General features: G+C 43.1%; 23 protein-coding genes. 2 read left to right on the forward strand and 21 right to left on the reverse strand.

Going from position 1 to position 26079, the window contains the following annotated elements; translation table 11 throughout:
- Positions 1-7: 7 nt before the first annotated feature.
- Positions 8-1657: an NAD+ synthase gene (locus tag WCM76_10855; GenBank protein MEI6766132.1), complete on the forward strand. Its 1650-nt coding sequence runs from the start codon at positions 8-10 to the stop codon at positions 1655-1657.
- A 79-nt stretch (positions 1658-1736) separates the two neighbouring features.
- Positions 1737-3860 (forward strand): CotH kinase family protein, encoded by a 2124-nt coding sequence (locus tag WCM76_10860; protein MEI6766133.1) that lies wholly within the window; start codon positions 1737-1739, stop codon positions 3858-3860.
- 5 nt (positions 3861-3865) lie between these two features.
- Here the strand turns inward: WCM76_10860 and WCM76_10865 are convergent, their stop codons facing one another.
- The 21 genes from WCM76_10865 to WCM76_10965 all read right to left on the reverse strand — a co-directional run bounded on the left by WCM76_10865 (position 3866) and on the right by WCM76_10965 (position 26001).
- Positions 3866-6760, reverse strand: coding sequence for a M6 family metalloprotease domain-containing protein (locus tag WCM76_10865; GenBank protein MEI6766134.1), 2895 nt, complete (start codon positions 6758-6760; stop codon positions 3866-3868).
- A gap of 284 nt (positions 6761-7044) precedes the next feature.
- Positions 7045-8106, reverse strand: a complete 1062-nt coding sequence (locus tag WCM76_10870) for a beta-ketoacyl synthase chain length factor (GenBank protein MEI6766135.1) — start codon at positions 8104-8106, stop codon at positions 7045-7047.
- Entirely contained in the window at positions 8103-9305 is a 1203-nt protein-coding gene (locus WCM76_10875) for a beta-ketoacyl-[acyl-carrier-protein] synthase family protein (protein MEI6766136.1), read from the reverse strand. Before WCM76_10875 ends, WCM76_10870 begins: the two co-directional genes overlap by 4 nt.
- Entirely contained in the window at positions 9305-9568 is a 264-nt protein-coding gene (locus tag WCM76_10880) for a phosphopantetheine-binding protein (GenBank protein MEI6766137.1), read from the reverse strand. The genes WCM76_10875 and WCM76_10880 overlap by 1 nt, the downstream gene beginning before the upstream one ends.
- A 7-nt stretch (positions 9569-9575) precedes the next feature.
- Positions 9576-10202 (reverse strand): 3-oxoacyl-ACP synthase, encoded by a 627-nt coding sequence (locus WCM76_10885; protein ID MEI6766138.1) that lies wholly within the window; start codon positions 10200-10202, stop codon positions 9576-9578.
- Between the two features lie 8 nt (positions 10203-10210).
- Positions 10211-11368 (reverse strand): beta-ketoacyl synthase N-terminal-like domain-containing protein, encoded by a 1158-nt coding sequence (locus WCM76_10890; protein MEI6766139.1) that lies wholly within the window; start codon positions 11366-11368, stop codon positions 10211-10213.
- 21 nt (positions 11369-11389) lie between these two features.
- Positions 11390-11803 (reverse strand): acyl-CoA thioesterase, encoded by a 414-nt coding sequence (locus tag WCM76_10895; protein ID MEI6766140.1) that lies wholly within the window; start codon positions 11801-11803, stop codon positions 11390-11392.
- Positions 11804-11871: 68 nt separating this feature from the next.
- Positions 11872-12876: a BtrH N-terminal domain-containing protein gene (locus tag WCM76_10900; protein MEI6766141.1), complete on the reverse strand. Its 1005-nt coding sequence runs from the start codon at positions 12874-12876 to the stop codon at positions 11872-11874.
- Between the two features lie 19 nt (positions 12877-12895).
- A complete protein-coding gene (locus WCM76_10905; GenBank protein MEI6766142.1) occupies positions 12896-13306 on the reverse strand; it encodes a helix-turn-helix domain-containing protein in 411 nt (136 codons plus the stop codon).
- A gap of 76 nt (positions 13307-13382) precedes the next feature.
- A complete protein-coding gene (locus tag WCM76_10910) occupies positions 13383-14669 on the reverse strand; it encodes an ABC transporter permease (GenBank protein ID MEI6766143.1) in 1287 nt (428 codons plus the stop codon).
- A gap of 10 nt (positions 14670-14679) precedes the next feature.
- On the reverse strand, positions 14680-15438 hold the full coding sequence (locus WCM76_10915) for an ABC transporter ATP-binding protein (protein MEI6766144.1): 759 nt from the start codon (positions 15436-15438) through the stop codon (positions 14680-14682).
- A complete protein-coding gene (locus WCM76_10920) occupies positions 15438-16442 on the reverse strand; it encodes a BtrH N-terminal domain-containing protein (protein MEI6766145.1) in 1005 nt (334 codons plus the stop codon). The genes WCM76_10915 and WCM76_10920 overlap by 1 nt, the downstream gene beginning before the upstream one ends.
- 23 nt (positions 16443-16465) lie before the next feature.
- Positions 16466-16867 (reverse strand): hypothetical protein, encoded by a 402-nt coding sequence (locus WCM76_10925; protein ID MEI6766146.1) that lies wholly within the window; start codon positions 16865-16867, stop codon positions 16466-16468.
- A gap of 125 nt (positions 16868-16992) precedes the next feature.
- A complete protein-coding gene (locus WCM76_10930) occupies positions 16993-17418 on the reverse strand; it encodes a hydroxymyristoyl-ACP dehydratase (GenBank protein MEI6766147.1) in 426 nt (141 codons plus the stop codon).
- 133 nt (positions 17419-17551) lie between these two features.
- Positions 17552-18910: a lipid biosynthesis B12-binding/radical SAM protein gene (locus WCM76_10935; protein MEI6766148.1), complete on the reverse strand. Its 1359-nt coding sequence runs from the start codon at positions 18908-18910 to the stop codon at positions 17552-17554.
- The gene (locus WCM76_10940) at positions 18907-19806 is read right to left on the reverse strand and encodes a lipid A biosynthesis acyltransferase (protein ID MEI6766149.1); all 900 of its coding nucleotides are present in this window, start codon (positions 19804-19806) and stop codon (positions 18907-18909) included. The genes WCM76_10935 and WCM76_10940 overlap by 4 nt, the downstream gene beginning before the upstream one ends.
- Positions 19807-19839: 33 nt before the next feature.
- Positions 19840-20088, reverse strand: coding sequence for a phosphopantetheine-binding protein (locus WCM76_10945; GenBank protein MEI6766150.1), 249 nt, complete (start codon positions 20086-20088; stop codon positions 19840-19842).
- 31 nt (positions 20089-20119) lie between these two features.
- Positions 20120-21340 (reverse strand): beta-ketoacyl-[acyl-carrier-protein] synthase family protein, encoded by a 1221-nt coding sequence (locus WCM76_10950; GenBank protein ID MEI6766151.1) that lies wholly within the window; start codon positions 21338-21340, stop codon positions 20120-20122.
- A gap of 94 nt (positions 21341-21434) precedes the next feature.
- The gene (gene fabG, locus WCM76_10955) at positions 21435-22163 is read right to left on the reverse strand and encodes a 3-oxoacyl-ACP reductase FabG (GenBank protein ID MEI6766152.1); all 729 of its coding nucleotides are present in this window, start codon (positions 22161-22163) and stop codon (positions 21435-21437) included.
- A 3-nt stretch (positions 22164-22166) separates the two neighbouring features.
- On the reverse strand, positions 22167-23258 hold the full coding sequence (locus tag WCM76_10960) for a radical SAM protein (protein ID MEI6766153.1): 1092 nt from the start codon (positions 23256-23258) through the stop codon (positions 22167-22169).
- A 343-nt stretch (positions 23259-23601) separates the two neighbouring features.
- Complete coding sequence (locus WCM76_10965; GenBank protein ID MEI6766154.1) at positions 23602-26001, reverse strand: TonB-dependent receptor; 2400 nt, start codon at positions 25999-26001, stop codon at positions 23602-23604.
- Positions 26002-26079: the final 78 nt, after the last annotated feature.

The raw sequence follows: 26079 nt of genomic DNA on the forward strand, positions 1-26079 counted from the left end.
ATAGATAATGAAGATCGCGCTTGTACAGCTTAATTATCACATCGGCAATTTTGAACAGAATACTGCCCGCATCATTGAGCATATCCGTGAAGCAAAAAAGTCAGGCGCTGAACTTGCCGTGTTTGCCGAACTCTGTATTACCGGGTATCCGCCCCGCGATTTTCTGGAATTTGATGATTTTATTGAGCGATGTAATATTTCTGTAAAAGAAATCGCTCATGAATGCGTTGGAATTGCCGCTGTTGTCGGCTCTCCATCAGTTAATACAGCTCTCAAGGGGAAGCATCTTTTTAATTCAGCCTTCTTTCTGAACGATGGAAAAATTCAGGCGATTAGCCACAAAGCCTTGCTTCCTAATTATGATGTGTTCGACGAATACCGCTACTTTGAACCCGGAACACTGTTCGATGTAGTAGAATTCAATGGCAAAAAAATTGCACTTACCATCTGCGAAGACCTCTGGAATGTGGGCGATGACCTGCTTTACGTGATGAATCCCATGGATGAGCTTGCCAAGCATCAGCCCGATTTAATTATTAATATCGCCGCCTCACCCTTTCATTATAGTCAGGCAGAAATGCGAAAACAAGTGCTGTCTGCAAATGCAATCAAATATAAAATGCCCGTCGTTTATGTAAATCATGCCGGAGGGCATACGGAACTGCTGTTCGACGGTGGCTCTATGGTGCTGAACAGCCGTGGGCTAGTTGTAAATGAACTTAATTATTTCCGCGAAGATTTTATTGTTATTGATATTGAGGATGCTGAAAGTAAAGTCGGGACGGCAGTTTCAACGGAGCCGGTTCATCCCGATGTGAAAACACAGCGCATTCATGATGCACTTGTAATGGGCATCCGTAATTATTTTGAAAAACTCGGATTCTCAAAAGCGATTCTCGGCCTGTCAGGTGGTATCGATTCTGCAGTAACGCTGGTACTTGCTGCTGAAGCGTTGGGTGCCTCAAATGTCCACGCCGTGCTGCTTCCATCGCAATATTCATCAGAACATTCTATTGATGATGCCAGGCAACTGGCTGTCAATATTGGGTGTCCGTATGATATCATTCCTATTGAAGAAGGCTATAAAAGTTTTGAGCAGTTGCTTAAACCCTATTTTGAAGGCTTGCCTTTCGGACTGGCCGAAGAAAATTTACAGGCACGAATACGCGCGGTTTTGCTGATGGCGATGTCAAATAAATTCGGATATATTTTGCTCAATACATCCAATAAAAGTGAAGCTGCCGTTGGATATGGCACTCTTTACGGTGATATGTGCGGCGGCATTTCTGTGCTGGGTGATGTTTATAAAACTGAAGTATACGACCTCGCGCATTACATCAACAGATTGAGTGAAGTTATTCCTGTAAACAGTATTGTCAAACCTCCATCGGCTGAGCTGCGTCCCGGACAGAAAGACAGCGATTCGTTGCCCGAATATCCCATACTTGACACCATTCTGTTTCAGTATATCGAGCAGCGCAAAGGCCCGTCAGAACTTGTGAATATGGGATTTGACGAGGCAACAGTAAAACGCGTTCTGCGACTCGTCAATACCAATGAATATAAGCGTTATCAAACGCCTCCTATATTGCGTGTATCGCCCAAGGCTTTTGGCACAGGAAGGCGCATGCCCATCGTCGGGAAATATTTATCGTAAGTCTTTTAGGGATCCCGGAGTTCGTGGATGTTGCATTTCACAATCATTTTATCTATTTTTGTTTTGACTTATAACTCTGATGATGCGAAGAATCACAGCTCTGCTTGCACTGTTTACAGCCTGTCTATTGATTTCCACTTCTCTGAAATCACAAACTTTTTACGGGGGCGGTGGCACCATTCCTGATAATAATTCGAATATTGATTTCACCATTAATGTGAGCGGACTGGTACCTACCCATATCGATACCGCCACGTTTGGACTTGAGTCGGTGTGTGTGAACATTCTGCACACCTGGGATTCAGATTTGGAGCTTACACTTATTGCTCCCGATGGAACTTCTATTATGTTATTCTCATCTGTGGGCGGTGATGGAGATAACTTCTCAAATACCTGCCTGAATGGAAATGCTACTACTCCCATAACGGATGGCGCAGCACCTTTTTCCGGTACTTACCGGCCTATTGGTGCTCTTGGAAATGTAAATAATCAGCAGATTGGGAATGGTAACTGGGTACTGCGTTTGCGCGATTTGGCAAGTGGCGATCAGGGAACTCTTCTGGGATGGAGCCTGACCTTCGGGAATAACCCTTCGCCTATGTTTAAATTTGTTTCTTCGAACCTTCCAATCGTTGTGATAAACACATTTGGTGCGGATATTCCTGATGCGCCAAAAATCACTGCTAAAATGGGAATTATCTACAACGGTCCGGGTGTGCGGAATTATATGACAGATGCCTTCAACAATTATAATGGATGGGTGGGCATTGAATTGCGCGGCTCCAGCTCGCAATGGTTCCCCAAAAAACCTTATGGCTTCGAAACCCGTGATTCACTTGGTACTGCATTGGATGTTCCCATTCTTGGGATGCCTGCCGAAAACGACTGGTGCCTCATTGCCAATTATAGCGACAAAACATTGATGCGTAACCTGATGACCTATAATCTTACTTCAAAGCTTAACCAGTATTCTGTGAGGAATCAAAGTTGCGAAGTGGTGCTCAATGGCGAATACAAAGGCGTTTATTTACTTACCGAAAAAATTAAACGTGATAAACATCGGGTTGATATTTCTAAACTTCAACCTGCGGATACTACCGGCGATCAGCTAACAGGCGGCTATATCATCAAGATTGATAAACAAACAGGCTCAGGCGGCGATGGCTGGGTTTCTCCATTCCCGCCTGCTCAGAATCCTAATGGACAAACTATATATTTTCAGTACAGTTATCCCGATGCTGCTGAAATTTTACCTGAACAGAAGTTGTATATCCGGCAATTTATGGACACAGTAGAAACTGTCCTCGATTCGTCTATTTACAATAATCCAGCGCTTGGTTATGCGCGTTATATCAATGTGCATTCTTTCATAGACTATTTAATAGTGAATGAGATCAGTAAAAATGTAGATGGCTACAGATTGAGCACATTCATGTATAAAGACCGCAACAGTAAAGACGGACGGCTTACCATTGGTCCGGTGTGGGATTATGATCTTACCTGGTGGAATGCCGATTATTGCGGTGGAAATGATTATACCGGATGGGCCTACAAATTCAGTGATATCTGTAGTTATGATACCTGGCAGGTGCCGTTTTGGTGGAACCGGCTTATGCAGGATACCGTTTTTCAAAATAAACTTAGATGCCGTTGGAATACCCTTCGTATGGGCGTTTTGAGTACTCCCAATGTGCTCCATTATATTGATTCAACGGCATCATACCTGAATGAAGGACAACAGCGCAACTTCTACCAATGGCCCATCATCGGGCAGTATGTCTGGCCCAATCCAAGCCCTATCGCGACATCGTACACCGAAGAAGTGCAGCACTTAAAAGATTGGGTGATGAACCGTTTTTCATGGCTAGACGACAGCATCCCGGGGCATTGTGTTGAACCTGCCGACTCATCTCAAAATGATGTTTCAGGAATTAATTTTGCAAATGACGAATCGAACGGATTTAGTGTATATCCCAATCCGGGCACAGGAGTATTCTACTTTTTATTGCCCGATTTGAATAATGAACAGGCCGTACTCAGCATTTGCGATATGAATGGAAAAATTGTGCTGCTGCAGAATATTACATCCGGTTATGCGGGTGATACACGCATGCTTCCAATTAATTTTTCGCCCGGAATGTATCTGGTGCGTTTGATAACTTCAGAAGCACTGCATCAGCAAAGGCTTGTCATCACTCAATAATCGCGCTACTCTATCACGAGTTTATTACACGCAGTTTTGTTTGCCGACTCTGCAACAATAAAATAAATGCCTGCTGAATGCCTGCTAAGGTCAATGGTGGCTTTAGCTGGCGCGTTTGCATACACCTCGTCTGAAACAAGCATTCCGTAGCAATTATAGATGCGCACGTTCACACGTTCACCTTCCATTCCGTTAAATGCTATTTGGGCTATTCCTTTGGTGGGATTCGGAAAAACGCCTATTGACGGCACTTCCGCGAGAATATCAGGTGCAATGCCGGTTACAATGCTGTTGGGCGTAAACCGAAATGTCTGTCCGGGATCGGGAGCAGGTCTGTCGGGTGGATTGCCGAAGTTGAGTGTGGCTGTTGCGGAGTAGTTCACATTTTCAAAAATAACGTTATCCCAGGTTGACATCGAACTTTTGCGTGCAACAAGCAACTGACCGGGCTCATGACCCGGGCCTTTCAAACCGCAGGCTGATGTTTTATAATACGATGCTGCCGCAGAAGGCGTCCATGTTCCATACACAAAGTCAATGACGTTGGACGATTCATGCAATTTAATCTGGAAATTGATATTATCATACTGCTGTGCCGGATTCGTAGTTTTATCGCGCAGGTTTTTGAATTGAATAGTACAGATGCGGTTCGGTGCCGTTCCTGATGTGTAAACTCTATATTCGGGAGTTCCGGTGCCTGCTTCAAGGTCATGGTTGAATGCTGAAATGATATTGATATCTGCCGTGTCGTTGCTGTTAAAAATGCCACCGGTTGCATTGAGGGCATCATCAAAATAGAGTGCCGGAGTAGAGGGAGGCGCCGTTCCCAACCTGATAAATCCATTCGTGTTTAACACGAATTTGCTGTATATGCTGCAATCATATCCAAAGTTAAATCCAATATCTATAGCCGCCGAACTGGCATCATCAAAATCCGCAGTTGTGATTACATTACCATTACTTCCCAAATCAATATATGAGTCAGAAAAGTTCTGAGCATCGATAGCATCATAATCAAATTTCCCGTGCGTTACTGTAGTTACGATTGTGTCGTTCCATCGGTCACAATCCAGCGCCAGTGAAGTAAATGCTTTTAAGGTATGTGTTCCGAAAGTGCTGAAATCTGCAGTTTGCGCAAATGTATAAACGTAACTCCCGCCAACATTTATTACCGTAGGAATGGACTCAGTAACGACCGCATTGTTATCAATCTGATACGAAATACCTGTCCCCGGTGCAAGCGGAAGATTGCTCGTGTTTTTTATGGTTACCCTTACCTGCTGGTTTGCTGTAAGGTTGCAGCCCGATACGGGCGTGGGGATTGCCTCGGTACTTAAATTGCTGGCGCACACAGCGCCGCCGTTCAGGTTGAAAGATATGGTTCCGCCGGCAGTGCTTATTGCTGAAATGTCAAGTCCTCCGGGCGACCCGTCAGATAAAAAGGACGATGGGTCGGTGTTGTTATTGATTTTTTTACGGTTCACATTAGCACTCATATAGGCATTATCTGGCTGCCCGGTCAAAATAATATCACCTCCGGGGCGGTAAACATACACTTCGTCGAGTGTTGCACCGCCATCGTATCCTGCGTTTCCGTAACCGTCAAAATTTGAGTTGATACGGTAAACGACAATGCCGCTGCCCGGAAGTGAACTTTCAAAAACACCGCTTTTTTTACGGTATTCCACCACAAAATATTCGGTGGTTGAGTTGGGCGAATTGATACGGTAACAATTGCCTGTGGGTGTTGTCAAGGGATTCAGCGTATACGTTCCGGCAGCGCTGATTACGGGGATACTGCTTATCCATCCGCCGTAGCGAAATTTCATATACGCACCCATGTGCTGTGGCGGTTCCTGATTGCTTTGCATCAAATCCCAGATGCCTACAGGCATAAGGCCATCTTGGTTGTAATGGTAGAGATCGGGTGCGCCCAGTGTATGAAACATTTCATGGCAAAGTACGCCGTTGCCACTCACCAGCAGATGATTCTGTACCTGCAGATTGTAATCATACACCCGCTTTCCATTGATATAAATATTCTGGGAGTAAAGTGTCCAGCGGTGCGGCCATAGCAATGTGCTCCATGCCGTAGTGTTTCCATCAACAATAAAACAAATATTATCAATGTAGCCATCGTTGTTGTAATCAAGATTGAGCCCTGCAGGGATTTGGCCGCTGACAGCATTGATGGCGTTTATCAGAAGCTCATGTTCTGTCAGACCTTGATCGGTGTAACCACCCGGATTCGTGATTGCATCATACGGCTCGTAGTGTGATCTTGGATAAGTATCCTGATATGAAATGACGGTACTCCCCGAAGGATGGGGATAGAATTTTGTATTTATATGAAGCGCTCCGTACGATGCTTCTTCAAAATAATTTTTCATCGAATTAGAACCCGCCGGACCAACAAAGAAATTATAATAAGTCATCGTATCATCAGTAAATTCAGGCTCTCCGCTGAAACGGATATAAATAACAAGGTTGTTTATGGTGCCGCTTGACTTAGAATTGCTGCCATTTTTCAGGTCTGCGGGAGGTTTTGGGGTCGCCGCCAAACGGGCATTCCGCAATTGCAGCATCTGAGAAGCCGAAATATTGATTCCGGGCGTTAAACCGAAAAGTGCAGGATTAGTATGCCCTGCAATCAAATCACTTGCCTGCAATTGACCGTCGACAAGCTTTGCATAACACCAATAACCTGTTTTATGATTTTGGATAATAGTATAATTCTCCGCATCATGAATCCAGTTATAATATTCGTCGCCTGTTGCAAAACATTGCAGTGACGTGCCATCGGGCTGTTTCACCGTTACGGGATGATTGGATATCCAGGCTGCCTGCACACTAGCAGAGAATAATAGTGCGATTAAAAAAAGTGCGGCTTTCGTATTCATGGTTAGGATTTTGCTCAAATTTAAGAAGAAATGCGGAAATCAGGACAGACAATTATGAACTAAGAGTTAAGAACTGAGAACTAAAAATTGTTGAATTTTCGAATTATTCCTGGTATTTCACGCAAAGGCGCAGAGACGCAGAGAAACTCATGTCCGTTTTTTGCACTTTTTTGGACATGATTTTCTGACAAAGAGTTATGAACTTAAATAGTTGGCCGGTCAAATTTTCAAATTGACTGATTGCCGAATTACCTGATTCTCTAATTGACTAATTGTCAAATTGTTTATTTTTCCAGCAGCATCACCGAATGATTGGCATTGCGGTAGTGGTTGTATATGAGAATGCGTTTGGGTTTGAAGGGGCTGACACTTCCTTTAAGGACGTAGGATGGAACTGAACCTTCACGGATGATATTTGCGCCCAGCCATACGGCGAAGGCTGATGCGGTATGGTATTCACCGCAAAGGTGTTTGAAAAAACCTGTTACGGTATCTTTGAAAAGCCCGTCAGATAGGGTTTGGTAAACAGCATCATCATTCACATCGCCGTTATTGCCCAAAAGTATGAGGTCAACATCCGAAATGTTCAAGCCGCACCGGTTTAAATAGGTGGTAATATGTTTTGTAATTACTGCCGCATCTTTCGGTTTATAGAACATATACGGCTCATACAGGCCGGGATAACCGTTCGACGAGGGTTCATGGCCGAGTGTAATAAAAACGGCGCCTTCGCCGGGCAGGGTACCTGCCGTCTGGCTGTTCAGCATGGCTGCGGAATCAATACGTTCTTTCTTCCAGAGATTATTCAGCGAGGTAATGGCATAATGCTGTTCAGTAATCTCATCAATGCCACCAATTAAAATGTTGCCGGCTTCCTGTTCTTCAATCAGGTACATACCGTCGAGCAAGGCGCTTTCAAATGAAAAACCGCGGTGTACATACGTTGAATTGTATGCTGTGCATTTCAGCGTGATGGCAATCTGTGCACTAATGGTATTGTATGTTGACTGAATAAAATTCGTGGGGTTAAGCAGTGTTTCGTTATTGTCGAGCATAGTGGTGAGGAACTTTTCAGTATCCTCGGTACATCCCATGCCGGTGCCGGTAATAATGGCGTCGGGGTTCTGTACGCCCGCTTCCCGTGAGCTTATAATAGCTGCCGTGATGCCCGAACGGATAATGCGGCTGAGTCTGCGGATGGCTATCGGGTTAATATATTCTTTATAAGCCGGCTCCACACACTTCATCAGTGGTCCCGGGTATATTTTCATTTCAGCAGGGAGACGCCCGTTGCTGAATGTTTCCTGCGGTGAGATACAACCGATGCCTTTAATGTATGCTTTCATGCAGGGTGCTTTGTGAAGATAAGTGATGTATTGTTGCCGCCGAATCCGAATGAATTTGACAAAACATGTTTTATGTTGAGATTGCTGATTAGTTCAGCCACCGGGCTAAAGCCGAGTTCTTCTATTTGGGTAACGAAATTCAGGTTAGGCCATGCCTTACCGTGTTGCAATGCGATGATGCTGATGATAGCTTCAATAGCTCCTGCCGCGCTGGTAGTGTGCCCTGTATAAGGCTTGGTGGAGCTGAAGGGCGGAATGGCTGCACCGAAAATATGCTGGAGCGCTTTTCCTTCCGATACATCGTTATTATCCGTTCCGGTGCCATGGGCGTTTACATAACCGATTTCTTTTGCATCAATACCCGCGCAGCGGATTGCTTTATCCATGGCCAAAGCTGCGCCTTTACCGTCGGGTGATGAAGCCGTTTGGTGGAATGCTTCGCATGAATTTCCGTAGCCGGTTAGTTCGCATAAAATGGTGCGTCCGCTTTTTAGTGCAGATTCCTCCGATTCAAGCACCAGATAAGCCGCTCCTTCGCCCAAATTGATACCGGCACGTGCCGCATCAAATGGTTTGCAGGGTTCTGCATCCAGTATTTTGAGGGAATTAAAACCGTTGAGATGGAATTTGGTCAGGCATTCCGAACCACCTGCAATTACGCGGTCGAGCTGACCGTGTTTTATCAGGCGAGCTGCCAGTAAAATTGAATTTGCCGATGATGAACAAGCCGTACTGGCTGTAGTTATAAAATCATGAATCCCGGTAAGGTCGGCAAGTTGTTCGCAATGGTCGCCGCAATCGTGTGTGTCGATATAACAGTTCCCTTTTTTCTCTTTAAGATACTCGTAATAGTGAATTTCACTTTTATCCATACCACCCACGGTCGTTGCCGAAATGAGTCCTGTGCGGCTTTCACTGATATCTGTAATGCCTGCTGCTGATAATGCTTGTTTTGCGGCAGCAACAGCGAGTAAGGTGGTGCGGGTAAACCCCATGGATGTGCTCAGACCTGCCATGAGTGCAAGTTCATCGTTTGTAAACGGAACTTCTCCGGCGGGCAGGTTATTATGAACCGTTTGTAGAAGTTTAATAGGGTGTATTCCGGAAGTGCCTTTACATAAGGCATCGAAGGTTTCTGTGATGCCTGAACCAATGGCTGAAATGATTCCTGCACCTGTAACAAAAACCCGTTTATTCATCAGCCCTGTTTCTTTTGGTGTTCGGTAATATATTCAGCCAGAGTGCGGATAGATGCGAATATTTTCTTTCCTTCTTTAGGATCTTCGATTTTAATGCCGTAGTTTTTCTCAAGCAAAACGATAATCTCCAGTGCATCGATAGAATCTAAACCAAGACCATCGCCGAAAAGTGCCGCATCAGCGTCAATATCTTCGGGTTTAAGATCTTCAAGGTTGAGTTGTTGAATAATTTCGATTCTTAGCTTATTGATTAATTCTTCCATTTTTCAATTATTCTCCGTTATTGTGGATATTTAAAATATTCTTTTGATCAAACGCCGTTTTACCTTCTTTTTCTACCAGCATCAGCGTTGTTTGATATTCCTGTTTTTCATTGATATCTGCCCATCCGGCTATGCATGCCTTTACTTTTCCGTTGGTGAACAATCCGTTCACATATTCAACTAATTGGGCGGTATCAAACTTTTCCTGCACCAACAGGCAATTTTCGCCGAAAATTTTATTCTTGATACAAATTTCACCAATGGCGATATTGGGCAGGGTATAAACAAAAATGGCCGGACTCGGGAAATAATTTGAGCGCTCATCAATGCTGCCCTGAAATTCAATATCGGTAGTGATAGTAGATGATGCGTTCGCAATTACTACCCCTATATCTTCTTTCGAAAACCTGGTTAAGAACGTTGTATCTTTTAATAAAACCTCTGCCGCAACAAATGCTAATTTACTAAGGCTGTCCATTTTATAGAACTTCGGGTAACTTATACCACATTCTTTATAGGCAGCTTTAATAAAGTCTGCAAAATTAATAAAAATATCCTGTTGAAATACAATATTATTATCAACAACAAGTTGTTGGTTGCGAATGGAGCTGTATTTTGAGATGTATAACTTCATTAAGTTGCTTATTCTGTTTTACATAGAACAAGTGCTGCATTGCACCCGCCAAAGCCCGAAGCCGTCTTCAATACTTTATTTACAGTCCTGTTTTTCAGGCCTTTAATAACATTGATGGCGTCCGGAACGCCTAATTCGCTAAAACCCAGTGTGCTAAATAATATATTGGCACGCATTGAATGTACGCTCAGCGCCGTTTCAATAACACCGGCGGCACCCAAGGTGTGACCAAAATAGCCTTTGTAGCTGTTAACAGGCACATTTTCAATACCTGCAAGCGTAAAGGCTTTTGCTTCCATTTCATCATTGTAGGGCGTTGCTGTACCGTGTGCCGAAATGTAATCAAGATTCTCAGCAGTGGTATTGGTCGCCGTCATAGCCTTCTGAACAGCAATATACAGACCTTCACCTGTTCGCGACGGACCTGAAATATGATTTGAATCATTACTGCTGGCGCCGCCGCAGGCACAAATTTTCTGTGTGTCCTGAACGTGGCCGGCATCGGAGGTAAGCAGGAGTGTTCCGGCACCTTCGCCAAGATTTAATCCATCGCGCCCGATATCAAAGGGTTTGCACGGACCAAAACTTAGGGATTTAAAGGATTGAAATCCGGAAACAACAAATTCAGAAACAATATCAGCACCTGCCACCACGGCGTTATCATACTTACCCGATGAAATAAGGTCAACCGCTGTGATTACAGCTAATACGCCTGATATACAAGCATTTGATATTAAATATGGCTTATTGGGGTTTTGAAAGAAGCGGCTTACTTCGGCGGCAGCTTTCCACAAGTGGATGCGTTCAGGTTCAAATTCACCTTGATGGCGTTTTTCATGAAGGTCAATATTGCCTTTCGTCGAAGAAATAATAAATATGGTTTTCGGAGATGCAAGGTCAATACTGCATTTTTCTGATGCCTGACTGATAGATGTTATCAGGAGTTTTTCGAAGCGGGTGAATTTTTGTTCGCCAATAATTGCCTGACTTGTTTGATTGAGGCGTTCGGTATCTGCCACCGAAAGAAATAAAGGGTCGGGGTGCAGCAATGGGTTGGTGTTGAGTTTTACCCCGGTGACGTTATCCTTAATATTGCGGATATTTTCAGCAGAAGTAAACCCGAGAGAGGTGATGATATTGTCCGAAGCTACGTAAACAGGCGCCATTCAGTTTATTTGTAAATGTTGCTATATCTCCCACTTTTTCTTCCAGTCTGCATAAAAGGGTGGCAAAGTTAATACAAGTTCTCCATTTTTATCAATAAAAACCTGTATAGTTTGAGCGGTGGCAACAATTTCGCCTGTAGCCTCTTTAAACAGCGTATAATCGAAAATAACTTTTGCTGCTTCCGTGTTTACATAGCGTGCTTCAACAATAACATTGTCGCCGTATTGCAATATTTTTTTATAATTGATATCCACTTTTACCAAAGGCGTAGCAAGCCCTGCATCATACACATCGAGGTAGCCTATTCCGTATTTTTCGCCGAATGCTTCTCTGCCGTCTTCAAGATATTTTAAATAGTGACCATGCCATACAATTTTTAATGAGTCAACTTCATTAAAGCGCACTTTAATACTAATTCTTTCTGATAATTCCATTGTTTCTTTTGTGTGTTTTTTCTTATAAGCGGCAAAGTTATGCAATAATAAATGGGGCGATGGAATTTCTATTGTGATACTTTTTTGAGCTTATAAAAAATGGCATGTTCTTTATCTGAAATGTCGAGCAGAATATCTGCCATTTCGTTGAAGGAGTTATGGAAGTTCTCCCGGGTTTTGATATACTGTGCAGCAATATGGCTGAACTCGCGCCATCTGTTACCAACCTGACCCATTTCAACTGCAACATCATTAATCCAGTCTTGTTTAAGAATCGCTGCCGATTCTTTAAGAAATGCACCGTAAATATATCGGTATCCGGAGCCGCCCGTACCGGCTATTTCAAGCATTTGAATTTGCTGAAGCAAATATTGTCTCGACGTTTTTTCTCCCAGTTTTTCGGGCCATTTACGAAAGCTGTCTGAAAAATACCGTATTCCTTTTGTTCCTATCAGCCAGAAATAATAGCCAATCATTTCCCTGACCGAAATTTTTATACCGTTTACTATAGGCTGGTGCAGGTCGATGTTTTCGGGGACTTTGGTTATCCAATACATTTTACCGTGAGGTGTAAAAGCGCCGGGAGCATAACGCACGCGCTTCATTTCTTCGTAAGGAACTTTCTGTATCCCGTCAAAAATACTGTCGCTTACCAGATAGTCTCCATTTTCTTTACCTACCACCGACATCGTATGGATATTATAATGCAGGCGGCCTTCGGGTGGAAAATAATTCAGATGGTAAACGCCTACCTGAAGATTGGCAGGGATTCCTTTGTCAAGAACCCGGTCTAATTCATCCATCGCCTTAGCGGGATTGCTGTAAGTTTTTAACTCAAATTCAATATCCAGCTGTTTGCAAACGCGTGAAAATATTTTGCCGGGTAAGCGCCTGAAAGCTGAGATTGGAACATGATTAATTTTCACAAAAGGCAGGTAAACAAAAGAGATTCCTGAACCGATTCCGAAAATCATGGGCTCTGATAACTGGATTCCATTGTAGCGCAAAACATTGAGTATGGAACCTGTTTCGCAATGCGAATGAACTTCGTGCTGATAACCGTCGAGGAGCATACGTAGGTCTTTCTTTTTATTATTTGATACTTAAAAGTTCATCAATACTGATTCCAAAAGCGGCGGCATATTTTTCGAGTACTGCCGTATTGAGATTCTTAAAAACCTTTGGTTTCATATGTCTTTTTACTTTCCATTTCGCGATGTCGGCATAGCCTGATAATATCGTCAGGTCCATTACGGTTCGTTCCATGAAATAAAGCAGCGGACTGGCTTCACCGTTCAATACTTTTCGTTTTGCAATCTGGACGCGGTCATAAATATTTTCCCAATGCTCTTTTAAGGGAATCAATCGTTCCATATGATTGGCGGTCATAACCGTACTGAAATCGCCGCTTTCATCCAGATTATAATATAATAATGCCCAATCATAGGAGCCTTCAGGATATTCCGGGGTGATTTTTAGTCCCGGGTATTTTTCGTCTTCCATAAAATAGTTTTATCAGAACGCATATACTCGTGGTAAACAATTGTAATAAAGGTTCTTCCCCTTTATCAGAAACAAATTATTTTATTGCTTTAAACCGTTGATAAATTAGTGCAACAGAAAATGAGCCTGCCCCGAACAGGAATAGTCTGAACGTGTCTTTGAGAACTGCTGATAAGCCTGCGTCACGTAAAAAGATGGCGTAATAGGCCTTTAGCGCCCAGTTTAAGGGTGAAAATCCGCTGATGTCTATCATCGCCTGAGGCATCATATAAATGGGCATCCACAAACCGCCAATAGCAGACATAATAATTACAATGCCGGTTCCAAAAGCTGCAGCTTGCTGATAAGTAGTTGAAAGTGTTCCTATCATCACACCGAATCCCACGGCTGCAAATGCAGAAACCATGATGGTCGTTATAAGTGCCATCGGATGCGAACCCAGTTGTAATGCCGGAAGATTAACATATTGAATAAGGTATACACCAATTGAAAAGAGAATCAGTACCTGAATGATGCACACCAGAAAATAAACAATGAGTTTACCCAGAAAGGAAACCACGAGCGTATTCGGCATCGTTTTAAGACGCAGGTAAGCGCCTTCACCTTTTTCCTGAATAATACTTCCTGACAGCGGTAACACAATAAAAAACATACAGAAAAGTGTCCATGCCGGCACATTATGCTGCGTGGTATTGGGCAAAATTTCAGCTTCGCGAGTTGATGCAAATTCTTTTTTAAAGCTTATCATATCAGGGTAATCAATAGAAAGCGATTTTCCATCAGGCATCATTTTCGAAAGAAATTCAGAATAGGTTTGATATACCATGCGCGATTCGGTCATGTAGGCGCTTTGCCCAACAGCACCGGCAACAATAGCTTTTACCGCCATTTTGGCCGCAGGGTCAAATAATAACAGCATTTGAACCGAGTCGTAATGCTTATCAAAATTTGTGTCTTTTATCATTCCCAGATCAACGAATGATTTTTTTACTACGGCTCGTGCATTGCTGCGAAGCGTGTCGGTGGAACCTTTCGGGATGATGACCGCAGCGGCAAAGTCGCCTTTGGCAACCAGGTCCCGGGCTTTTTCAGCGGTGATTTTCTGCCCGTTCATTTCTTTAACGACCGTAAACGCGTTGGTATTATTAAGGGTTCGGTCAATAGAGATACCCAGACTGTCGTGGTCGTTATCAACATACAGCAGCGAAATTTGTTTGTCGGTGAGGATGTTGATGGCGCTGTCTTCTATCATGGTAATGATAAAAACCAACAGCACGGGCATCACGAAAAGGGTTATCATTCCCGATCGGTCGCGTACTAAAAGCCTTATTTCTTTTCTTATAGATGCTAATAGTTTGAACATGGTATGTGTATTAACCGTCCCTGAGGGCTCTTCCGGTAAGTTTAATAAAATAGTCTTCGAGTGTAGCGCAGCCGGGCGTTTTGTCGATAAGCTGTCGCGGAATGCCCGTTGATATTATTTTTCCATTATCAATAATGCCCACTCGTGAACACAGATTTTCGGCTTCCTCCATGTAATGTGAGGTGTAAATGATAGTCATGCCGTGGCGATTCAAATCGAGCAGGTGATCCATAATTACACTGCGCGACTGCACGTCAACGCCGGCAGTAGGCTCATCAAGGAATAGTATTTTAGGATTGTGTAAAATGCCCGCGATGAGGTTAATCCTGCGTTTCATACCTCCCGAATAGGTAGCAAGCCGCTTTCCAGCGCTATCGGTCAGCCCGTGCCGTTCAAGGCCATCATCAATGCGTTTTTTAAGAGCCGTGCCGCGCAATCCATACATGTTTCCGATAAAGCGCAGGTTTTCGCGAGCAGTAAGATTGGGATACAATGCAATGTCTTGCGGCACTACACCGATTACTTTTTTTATTTCTTCTTTTTCTGTTTTGATACTGTGATGATCAATGTAGATATCACCGCTGGTAGGAGGGAACAGTCCGCATAAAATAGAGATGGTGGTTGTTTTTCCCGCGCCATTAGGGCCGAGCAAACCAAAAATCTCACCGCCGTTTATTGTGAGGGTAATGCCGTTGACTGCCGGTTCTTTGTTCCCTTTATAGGTTTTAGAAAGGTTAACAATTTCAATTAATGGCTCCTGAGTTCTCATTACAGAGATATTTTTTTAAGCTTTTTATAAACGGAAGCTTCACGGTCGGCGATGTCAAGGAGCATATCCGCAAGGAGATTAAACGTCTTCGGGGCATCGGTGTGATGTTTAATAAAATGTGCCCCGGTGTGCGAAAATTCGCGCCAGCGTGATGCTACTTCTCCCATTTCTACCGATACGGGCAACAACCAGTCCTGCTGCAATACTTCAGACGATTCGCGCAGGAACGCTCCGAATATATAGCGATAACCGGCACCGCCGGTACCAATTTCTTCCAGCATTTGAATTAGCTGTACCAGGTATTGAGTGGCTCTCTTTTCACCGACTTTATCGGGCCATGTACGCAGTCTGCGTGCCAGAAACCGAATGCCGAATACGCCAATCATCCAGAAATACTGCCCGGTCATTTCAAAAAGCGATTTTTTTATACCGGTTACAATGGGTTTTCTGAAATCGATGGTGCCCTGAGGCGCTTTGGTGATGTAGTACATTTTACCTTCAGGTGCAAAAGGTCCTTTTGCGTAACGCACACGCATCAGATCTTCGTAAGTAATTGTTACGATCTGCTCCATCATCGGATCGCTTATAAAATACGTGTCGTCTTCTTTTCCGATAACCGACATGTTGTGCATGTTGTAATGCATGCGGAATTCGGGAGGAAAGAACGGAAGATGATACACACCTACCTGTAACCCGACGGGAAGACCTTGTTCAAGTATTCTGTCGAGTTCACTCATAGCTTTTTTGGGGTCTTTGAATGTCTTTTTCTCGTATTCAACCCCCAGATTTTTACATGCTCTTGAAAATACCAGACCGGGAAGTGTCCGGAAAGTCGTTACCGGAATGTGATTCATTTTGAGCATCGGTAAATGCGCAAAGTACAGTCCGGCGCCAATTCCATACGTCATGGGTTCCGACATGTCAATTCCAAAATAGCGGAGCATATTTTTTGTCGCACCGGTTTCACAATGCGATGCCTGGCTGTGTACAAAATCAAGTTTCATCTGTTCTGATTTCTTTAGTAAAATTACAAATTGACAAGCTGGTCCATGGTGCACTCAAAAGCTTCAGCATATTTAGCTTTAACTTCCGGACTTAGTTTGTTCCATACTTTAGGTTTCAGGTGTCTTCTTATTCTGAATTTGGAAAAACCAACAAATTTGGAAAGCAGGCTGACGTCCATCATGCAGCGCTCCATATGAAATACAAGGGGTGTCACCTTCCCTGTGAGGTAATCCTGACGGGCAATTTCCATTTTTTCAAAAACGGTGTCCCAGGAACCCTGATTGGTAACTTCCTTATGACCCCAGTTGTTGCGCATTTCGCTGTAGTAATTTCCATTTTCGTCCAGCTCATAATGCAGAATCCGAAAATTATAATCAACTTTTCCTGATTCTTCTTTGAGCCCGGGATATTTTGGTTTTTCCATAACGACATGTTTTTTAAGGAATGCAAATATAAATAATATTGCGATGAAATTTTAGTCCTGAAAACTGATTTACTTCATGCTATATTCCGAGAGTATATAAATAGGCAGATGTTCCTGAATCGCTGCTATTGTGAGGGCTGCAGATATATTTTCATCTCGCATTCCGCTACCAGCTTTTCATTGGAATGGATGCGGCTGCTGATCATCGTAATCTCAAAAACTTCATGCTCAATTTTTACGTCGGTTACCAATTCATCACCTACCGCCGGAAGTGAGTAAACCTTCAGATTTTTAACTGCGCCGATAAATCCCAGCGGAATGGGCTTTCCGCTGTTGCTATAAACGTAACCAACGCCTGCTGCTGCCGACTGTGCAATATTTTCAATGAGTCCGGGTTCGCGTAAGAATCCGTCTTCAACAAAAATGTTTGATGTCTTGACGGTCAGTCCGGTCATGGTTTTTCCATCCGCTGCCGAAAAGAATTTATCAATCATGACGATAGGAGGCCTTTGCGGAATAAGGTTCAGTATCTGTTCGTCGCGAGCTATCATATCACTTTTTTTTTAAGTTTATAAAGTTCCTAAAATTTATAAAGTTTGTAAAGTTCATAAAGTCATTCAACTTTCGACTTTTTACTTACGACTCTCGACTTATCCGCCAAATTCGGACAGGCGGCTCTCGACTCTATTTCAGCATATATTCCCACAGCGGACCTTTTTTATTCCGCAGGTTTCGCATTCTGCTTACAATGGAACTTATATCTTCATCGGGAAACGCCCATCTTTTTCCAGTTTTTTCTGCTCTTTCCTTAAGTGTTGATTGTGTTATTTTATCGGAGATATAATATTTAGGTTCGATGAGTTCATCGTCGGCACTGATCTTTCCTTCGGCCAGTGCATAATTATATAATTTTGTTCCTGGATAAATGCGCATACCTACGTACGGAAAGAATACCGAATGTTCAATTCTCATGCTGTTTCTGAAGGTGTCATCAATGGTGGCATCTGTTTCTCCGTAGCCACCGAGAATCAGGAAATGCGCGTAAAAAATATCTTCTTTGAAACAGAGCTCTGATTGTGTGATAATATCTTCTACGGTGAAGTGTTTTCCGTATTTGACAAGTGTTTCGTCGCAGATTGATTCTGTTCCGAACTCAATATGCATGAGTCCCGAGCGTTTAAGTAATTTGAGCAAATCGGAGGTGAGTCCTTTTGGATAAAAATAAGCGCCCCAGTTCAATTTTATATCGTTGCTGATAATCTTTTCGGCGAGATCTGCATTGTAATCGTTGTCAATATTAAAAACGGAATCAGTAAAGAAAACGTAGTTTATACCTTTACGGGAATTGAGATCTTTAAGCGTATGTATTATGGTGTCGGTGTCGAGTTTGCGCACCTGCCGGCCTTCAATTACCGGGTAGGTGCAATAAATGCAATTGAACGGACAACCGCGTTTGGTCTGGATGTTAAGCATACCGCTTTTTTTCCAGTAGTAATCAACCAGTGCATCGTCGAAATGCAGATCCATACCGCTGAAGCAGTTCTTGCGGGGATTCATATGTACAGCCCCATCTTTTCTGAAGATGAGACCGGGAATATCATTCACAACTTTGTTGTTGTTAAGCCCGTCAATAAGGAGATACAGACTTTCTTCGCCTTCGCCCGAAATTCCGTAATCGGGATTGAGCCGGTCAAATAATTTTTCAGGAAAAATCGAAAATCCGGCGCCGCCAATCACAACTTTTGTGCCCCTGCTTTTATCGGTCTTTTCTATAATTGTTTTATAGCTGCTGATAAAATTTACCGGGTCATATGAATTTACGCCATCGATATTACGCAGTGAAACGGCTATGTAATCGGGTTTGAACTCCTGCTGAAAATTAATATATGCTTCAATATCGGCAAGGTTAAAGTCGAACATTTTTACTTCGAGGTCAGGAAGTTTTTGTTCGAGATATGTTTTAAGATATGCCAATGCAAGCGGATACACAGGATAGGGAATCGTGAGTTTATTTGCAGAAACAAAAAGCAGTCGTTTTATCATTGTGTATGTCTCCAGAAATCATAAAAGTTGAACCACTGATTGGGATAACGCTTAACAATGCGCTCCAGCTCGGCGGCATATTCAGTTACTACCTTTTTCAGGCTGTTATCGCGCTCTTTAAGCTGATTGAAGTTTTCAATCCAGCGTGGCGGCGTGGCGTAAAAATGGTAATGTGTTTTGCTTTCTTTCATCGCGAAAGCGTATGTAACGGGCACCTTGTATTTGCCGGCCATATAGAACGGACCTACGGGGAATAATGCTTCCTTCCCCAGAAATGAGCATGAAATTACTTTATTTCCTTCAAAGAAGCGGTCGCCATTCATAGCAATAATCTCTTTATTTTCAAGTGCTTCTTTTATTTTTTCAAGGTGTGAGATGCCATCTTTTATTACGATGATATTTACATTTTTGTTCACCAGAACGCCGCTCATATATTGTTTGATTTTTTCATGTTCGGCGTCGAACATCAGAACATTGATTCGCGTATTGAGGCGTTCGAGAAGCTGTCCGGCGATTTCCCAATTTCCAACGTGTGCATTTACGAGTATTCCGCCCGTTTTGTCTTCAACCATTTTGCGTAAATGGTGCTCGCCGTCGAAGTCATACGTGTACTTTTTTACAAATCCGGAAAGCACGGCAATGCGGTCTACCAGCACTTTGCCAAAAGCAACATAATTGGAATATACGTTGAAATATGCCTTGATTTTTCCGCGTTTGAGTCCGGTGCGGTAATAATTATAGGATGCCTTATGGGCTTCACCCGACGAAAAAAGAAAGTAAACGGCAACAATTTTCAGAAAAAAGTACGAGAACGAAAGTCCAAAAGTGCGGATAAAAAATACGAAAATCCGGTATCCGGTAATTCCGCCGCGGGTTTGTCCTTTCCATTGATTCATCAGTTTCCTCCCGAGCTGTAATTATTTCTGGGACTACTCTGTTTTAACGCGTTCAATTACGTAATCGTAGAAATCCTGTAATGTCTTCACGTTAATCATTTCTTCACCTTTAACTTTAAAGCCGAAGTTCTTTTCAATAATGACGATAATATCAACAAAATCAAGGCTGTCAATGCCTAAATCGTTTTTCAGTAAAGCTTCGGGAACCAGTTGTTCTTCCTGCAATTCGAATTCTTCAATCAGAAATTCATTAATCTTTTTGAGTACATCTTCTTTAGTCATGGGCACGCGTATTTTTTTTTAATAATGGAGTTTATTTTACTTTTCGGATAAGAAGGGAAGAATTCGTTCCGCCGAATCCAAAAGAATTAGACAAAAATACATCAAATTCTTTCTCAACCGTCTTAGGGTTAATATTTAGTTTTGCTGAAAACTCATCAGGTGTTTCAAAATTGAGATTTGGAGCAATGAAATTATTTTTCATCATCAGCAAAGAGTACACGATTTCACTTGCCCCCGCCATCCAGCACTCGTGGCCGGTCATGGATTTGGTAGAGCTCACATAGGGTTTGTTCTCACCGAAAATATTATCAATTGCCACCGCTTCGCTCATGTCGCCATGCGGTGTTGAGGTGGCATGTGCATTAATATAATCTACTTCCGAAGGGTCTATACCTGCATCTTTGAATGCGCTTTTCATGGCGCGTGTAAGACCGTCGACCGCCGATTGTGAGATGTGCTCGCCGTTGGACGAAAATCCGTAACCGATAATCTCACCTAAAATCGGAGCACCGCGTTTTATGGCCGATTCGTAACTTTCGAGAATAACTGTTGCTGCGCCACCACTAGGCACCAAGCCGTCACGGCTCTTGTCAAATGGACGCGATGCTCTGTGGGGGTCGGATTCAAGCATTGAGAATGCGCTGAGTGCATCAAAACTGCCCATGGAATACTCATTCACTTCCTGGGCGCCGCCGCACACAACCATATCCTGAAGACCGGTTTTAATCATCAGATAACCCATACCCAGTGCATGTGAACCACTTGCACAGGCAGCGCTCACGGTGAAGTTGATGCCGCGAAGTTTGAAGATTACCGAAAGATTCATCGTTACGGTAGAGTTCATCGACTGAAAAATATAGCCCGAACCCAACAGCATGGTGTCTTTTTTCTCGCGCACAATGTCTGTCGACTTTATAACGGCCAGCGCAGAACTGTCGTTGCCAAAAATAACGCCTGCTTCATGCGTATCAAAATACGACTGGTCCAGACCTGCCTCTTTCATCGCTTCAAGCGTACTCAGAAAGGCATATTCACCCTGTTCCGCAAGACCTACGCGCATGCGGCGGTCGAGCATCCCTTTCAGGTTGGGCGCTTCAAGCACACCTGTAAGTGAAGAGCGAAAGCCCATCTCTTTACGTTTCTGATCAACGCCAATGCCCGATTTCCCTAAGTAAAGCGATTCTTTTACTTCTTCAAGATTTTTTCCAATGCACGAATATATGCCCGTGCCTGTTATCACAACCCTGTTCATACCAAACAATTAATAATTAATAATGAACAATGAATAATATTTTAACTTTCAAATTCAACTCACAACTCACGACTTACGACTCACGACTTACGACTTACGTGTGAAGTCCACCATTCACCGAAATCACTTCACCTGTAACATACGATGCCTGCGGCGATGCCAGAAAACCAACAACGGCTGCCACTTCTTCGGGTTTGCCAAACCGTGCTACCGGTATCATTGCTTTAACCTGATTCTCGTCAAAATCTTTGGTCATATCCGTGCGGATAAATCCCGGAGCTACGGCATTTACAGTAACATTCTTTTTGCCTACTTCCTGAGCAAGTGCTTTGGTAGCGCCTATCACGGCTGCTTTTGCTGCCGAATAATTTACCTGGCCCGGAAGCCCTTTTATTCCCGAAAGGGAAACTACATTTACAATGCGCCCGTATTTGTTCACCAGCATATCTTTAAGCAAACGACGGGTAATGTAGAAGAAGCCGTTCAGGTTGGTGTTCATTACATCAAACCATTCTTCATTCTTCATCCACATCATCAGTGCATCGCGGCGTATTCCTGCGTTGTTCACCAGCACTTCAATATACGCATCGGGATGGGCTGTGTACCATGCCTCAATCGCCTGTTCAAATTCATCCTGTACGGCAACATTAAAGGGCATCAATTCGCCCGTGCAGCCTGCATTTTGCAATTGTGTGAGGGTATCTTCAGCTTCTGCTTTATTGGACACATAATTTACAAGTACGTGATATCCCATGCTGCCCAGCTGAAGGCAAATTGCTTTGCCTATACCTCTTGAACCACCTGTTACCAGTGCGTATTTCATCGGTTAAATATTTTTAGGTGCTTTAATTGTTCCGTCATCCTGAATGCTTATTTGCTTCTCGTTGTGCCAACATAACGGATCCGATGCAAAGCAATCGCCTGTGAGGTGATATGCCATGCCGCGACAGCCGTAACATTCCATATTCATGTTGCAGGATTTGCAACTGCCGTGAATGTGCTCGTCAATCTGGCGCAGTGATTTTAAAATGGGTGATTGTCTGATGATGTCGCCTAATTTATCGTGCCTGATATTTCCCAGTTTGATATTGACGCCCACACAGGGATACACATAGCCGTTGGACGCAATTACAACGTTATACAGATGCCTTTTACAGCTCAGACCGGCAATGGGAGGATGGGGATTCCAGGTATAACCGTATTTTTCTTCATCAATTTTAAGCAGACGTTCGAACAGTGCCTGAAGGTCTTCTATCTTCACATTCAGGTCGTGCCCTTTGGCTCTTCCCTGAAAGGTAATCATTTCAAAGTAGGGGATGATGTTGCGGTCGCGGGCCCATTGCCACATTTCCGGTATCTCATCATAATTCTGTTTGCAGATAATGGATTCCACACCCAGCAGGTTTTTTTCTGCAAAACCGGATTCCTGAAGTATTTCGAGCGCTTTTTTGATGTAATCTCCGGCGCCCTTCATGCCTGCCAGAAAATCCTGAACATCAGGTTTAAGGCTGTTGAGTTTAACCACGAGCTGAACGTTCATCGAGAGCAGTTCGTCGGCCAGTTCGCGTGTCATTACGGTACCGTTGGTGAAAATATCCTGCTCCATGCCCAGTGAATGGATGTAGCGCACAATTTCCATGATATCTTTATGCAGAAATGGTTCGCCGCCTCCAATGATGCTGACGTTCTTTGCACCGCATTGTTTTCCTTGTAAAACTACGTCTTTCAGCTCTGCTGTAGTAAGTTCGTTACTCAGTTTTTTGCCGGAATCGTTATAACAATAGATACACCTGTAGTTGCAAATATGACTTGTTTCCAGATCAAGTGTCAGTATTTTGTTGTTTATCCTTGCGTCGTCTATCTGGTTCTGAGTAAAGTTGAGGCCATAAACGGCTTCAGGGTTGCGTAGTGTTTTCAACGTGTTATAGTTTAAATTTATTCAATATAGAGTAGATAATTAGTATTAAATCAGGCATTTATAAAAACATCGACTTGCCGATTTGTGATAACGTGCAAAAATAATCAATTTCCGAAACTTTTCCGCGTTTTTGCGAATCAATAAAATTGATTTATAACAAATGGAATGATGGAGCAGTTGATAATAAGCATATTAATATAATTACTGAGTCGGGTTATATGTAACTTACATGGAAAAATGATGAACGAATTGCTTGATATGCGAAGTCTTAATATAATTAAAGCGGAAAAGGTAAGTCCGGGGTATGAAATATTTCTGAATTGTTCTTTCTGAGAAAAACCGGTTAAAAGATTATTCGGTACTGCGGAATTATCATTCTGCCAAGTTGGTAGGTGAAATAAGTTTCGCCGGTTTTATGATTGAATGTTTGGGTATAGACATTTTTCTGATTAAAAATATTCGTTATTTCCAGTGACCATTCGACGGTGATTCTTTTGCCGTTCATTTTGTAAATGAGTTTCAGATCCGTGCGATTGTAATACGGGAATTGTTTTGAATAAGCCAGTTCGTCAATATAAACAGGCTTTTTAGCGGCCATTGACTCATCGGTATTTATCGGTGAATAGCGTTGCCCCCCACTGAGCGTAGTTTTTAAATTGACAGTAAATGATTTTTTGCGTTTTTCTTCTTTCTTTTTTCTGAATTTGAGATTGAATTCTTTACCTGCCAGCATATTGACAATGTAATTGCTGTTAAAGGCAGTATTGCGTTCCACGTTATCGCTTCCGCGGTATTTTGATTCGAACAGGCTGACCGTTCCCAGATAATAGAATCCGCGGCTCATGAATCGCTCCAGAGTCAGCTCTGCGCCATAGTTACGACCGCTTCCCGAATTGATTAAAGTGTCGGGCGAAAACACTTCAAAATTTGCACCCTGATTGAGCAGCGAATAACTGTCGTGCTGCATTTTATTTACAGGCACATTGTAGATATACTGATAATAAAGTTCCGTTTTCAGACGCGTATTTTCGGTAATGCTCCAGTCATATGAAAATGCAAAATGATGACTGCGGATAAAATCAAGATTGGTATTCGTGCGATGATACGAACCGTCGATAAGTTCAACCTGATTGTAAAAAACCGTTGGTGTTGCCAGCTGGCTGTGCATTCCGTAACCTATTCCAAAAGATTGTGTGGGCATGAAATTCCATTTCAATGAAATGCGCGGTTCTGCCGACCATGACTGCGTATTGGTGAGGTATTGCCCGTGAATTCCCGTATTCAGAACAATATTTTCCCGTAATCTAAACTGCCATTCCACATAAGGTTGAAGCAGGTATTGAAATCCCGAGAAATCATTTTTCTGCGTAAAGCGGTTGACGTTTTTTTTATAAATACTGTCGTTCAGATTGAGTGAAATATCTGAAAATTCAAATCCTGTTCGAAGGTTATGCCTTGCACTGAATTTCTTATTAATGAAGAAGGAAGCACTCAGCCGGCATTCAATGAGGTTGCTGCGCTGGTAAGGCGTGATGGCAATGAGTCCGGGTGTTACGGAATCTTTTAAGGTGCGAAAACCATGGTAAGTAGCGGCAATGATTGTTTTAGTATACGTGCTCGAGTTTATGATGTAAGTATGTGAAAGTCCCGTTACTGCCTGATTTGAGAAGTTAGTGAGGTCCCAGCCTTCTGATCCGTAGAAGTCTATTTTTTCTTTAGTAGTGTCTTTTTTACTGTCGAGGAAGGAAATCTCGCTTAGTCCTCCAAATCCAAACAGCGTAAAGCTTCCGATTTTTGTACGCGGGATATTTATTTTGAAAAGCACATCCTGGTATTTGGGAATGCCCTGTCCGGTTCCCAGCTGAATGCCCATTTTACTGAAAACATCGAGGGTTGAATAGCGGTAATTTAAAATGTAGGACGCAGCTGTTTTTTTATTCAGCGGACCTTCGGCACTCAGCTCAATACCGTTAAATGCAACCTGTCCCATAAATTCATGGTGTTCATCATTGCCGTTTATCATCTTTAAATCGAATACACCGGAAATTGCATTACCGTATTCAGCCGGGAAAGCAGCCGTGATGAAATCAGAATTGGATAGCAGATTATTTCGCAGAATACTGATGGGACCACCGGTTGTACCGAATCCCGCAAAGTGGTTTGGATTTGGAATGTCAACGCCATCAACGCGCCACAGCAGCCCCGACGGCGTATTGCCGCGTATTACAATGTCGTTGCGGCTGTCGTTATTTCCTGTCACGCCCGCAAAATTTGAAGCCATACGTGCTACATCGCTGCGCGCTCCTGCGTATTTGTCACTTTCTTCAATGGTGAATGTACGTGCGCTTACGGCGGCCATTCGATTTATAGATGATGATTTGTCGCTTTCCGCAGATATCACCACTTCCTTACCTGCATAAATACGCTCCTCCATCCCAATATTCAGGATGAGTTCATGGGCGGCATTCAGCTCTAGATTATTCAGTAAAATGTCGTTATAGCCAATGTAGCTTATTTTAATTCCGGCTCTTCCGATGGGTACCTTTTCAAGTCTGAAACGACCGTTGCTGTCGGCAACCGCACCACGCAAAGGATTGCTGTTAATCAGCACTACTGCGGCTCCCGGTAATGGCATCTGAGAGTTTTTATCCACTATTGTACCTCGGATGGTCTGTGTATAATTCTGCGCGAACAGAAACTGTGCGATGAGAATATAGAATATAAAAAGTGCAGCTCTTTTCATTTCTATGCAAAGGTAGGAAAATTAAAGGCAGGCATTTGAAACGTGATAAATCTCTGGTCGTGCAATCAATTTATCAGC

This window comes from Bacteroidota bacterium, assembly GCA_037133915.1.
Lineage (GTDB): Bacteria > Bacteroidota > Bacteroidia > Bacteroidales > CAIWKO01 > JBAXND01.

What these genes read in the sequence shown, in the direction of transcription:
- WCM76_10855 (MEI6766132.1), top strand. Translation starts at nt 8, where the DNA reads ATGAAGATCGCGCTTGTACAGCTTAATTATCACATCGGCAATTTTGAA.
- WCM76_10860 (MEI6766133.1), top strand. Translation starts at nt 1,737, where the DNA reads ATGATGCGAAGAATCACAGCTCTGCTTGCACTGTTTACAGCCTGTCTA.
- WCM76_10865 (MEI6766134.1), bottom strand. Translation starts at nt 6,760, where the DNA reads ATGAATACGAAAGCCGCACTTTTTTTAATCGCACTATTATTCTCTGCT.
- WCM76_10870 (MEI6766135.1), bottom strand. Translation starts at nt 8,106, where the DNA reads ATGAAAGCATACATTAAAGGCATCGGTTGTATCTCACCGCAGGAAACA.
- WCM76_10875 (MEI6766136.1), bottom strand. Translation starts at nt 9,305, where the DNA reads ATGAATAAACGGGTTTTTGTTACAGGTGCAGGAATCATTTCAGCCATT.
- WCM76_10880 (MEI6766137.1), bottom strand. Translation starts at nt 9,568, where the DNA reads ATGGAAGAATTAATCAATAAGCTAAGAATCGAAATTATTCAACAACTC.
- WCM76_10885 (MEI6766138.1), bottom strand. Translation starts at nt 10,202, where the DNA reads ATGAAGTTATACATCTCAAAATACAGCTCCATTCGCAACCAACAACTT.
- WCM76_10890 (MEI6766139.1), bottom strand. Translation starts at nt 11,368, where the DNA reads ATGGCGCCTGTTTACGTAGCTTCGGACAATATCATCACCTCTCTCGGG.
- WCM76_10895 (MEI6766140.1), bottom strand. Translation starts at nt 11,803, where the DNA reads ATGGAATTATCAGAAAGAATTAGTATTAAAGTGCGCTTTAATGAAGTT.
- WCM76_10900 (MEI6766141.1), bottom strand. Translation starts at nt 12,876, where the DNA reads ATGCTCCTCGACGGTTATCAGCACGAAGTTCATTCGCATTGCGAAACA.
- WCM76_10905 (MEI6766142.1), bottom strand. Translation starts at nt 13,306, where the DNA reads ATGGAAGACGAAAAATACCCGGGACTAAAAATCACCCCGGAATATCCT.
- WCM76_10910 (MEI6766143.1), bottom strand. Translation starts at nt 14,669, where the DNA reads ATGTTCAAACTATTAGCATCTATAAGAAAAGAAATAAGGCTTTTAGTA.
- WCM76_10915 (MEI6766144.1), bottom strand. Translation starts at nt 15,438, where the DNA reads ATGAGAACTCAGGAGCCATTAATTGAAATTGTTAACCTTTCTAAAACC.
- WCM76_10920 (MEI6766145.1), bottom strand. Translation starts at nt 16,442, where the DNA reads ATGAAACTTGATTTTGTACACAGCCAGGCATCGCATTGTGAAACCGGT.
- WCM76_10925 (MEI6766146.1), bottom strand. Translation starts at nt 16,867, where the DNA reads ATGGAAAAACCAAAATATCCCGGGCTCAAAGAAGAATCAGGAAAAGTT.
- WCM76_10930 (MEI6766147.1), bottom strand. Translation starts at nt 17,418, where the DNA reads ATGATAGCTCGCGACGAACAGATACTGAACCTTATTCCGCAAAGGCCT.
- WCM76_10935 (MEI6766148.1), bottom strand. Translation starts at nt 18,910, where the DNA reads ATGATAAAACGACTGCTTTTTGTTTCTGCAAATAAACTCACGATTCCC.
- WCM76_10940 (MEI6766149.1), bottom strand. Translation starts at nt 19,806, where the DNA reads ATGAATCAATGGAAAGGACAAACCCGCGGCGGAATTACCGGATACCGG.
- WCM76_10945 (MEI6766150.1), bottom strand. Translation starts at nt 20,088, where the DNA reads ATGACTAAAGAAGATGTACTCAAAAAGATTAATGAATTTCTGATTGAA.
- WCM76_10950 (MEI6766151.1), bottom strand. Translation starts at nt 21,340, where the DNA reads ATGAACAGGGTTGTGATAACAGGCACGGGCATATATTCGTGCATTGGA.
- fabG (MEI6766152.1), bottom strand. Translation starts at nt 22,163, where the DNA reads ATGAAATACGCACTGGTAACAGGTGGTTCAAGAGGTATAGGCAAAGCA.
- WCM76_10965 (MEI6766154.1), bottom strand. Translation starts at nt 26,001, where the DNA reads ATGAAAAGAGCTGCACTTTTTATATTCTATATTCTCATCGCACAGTTT.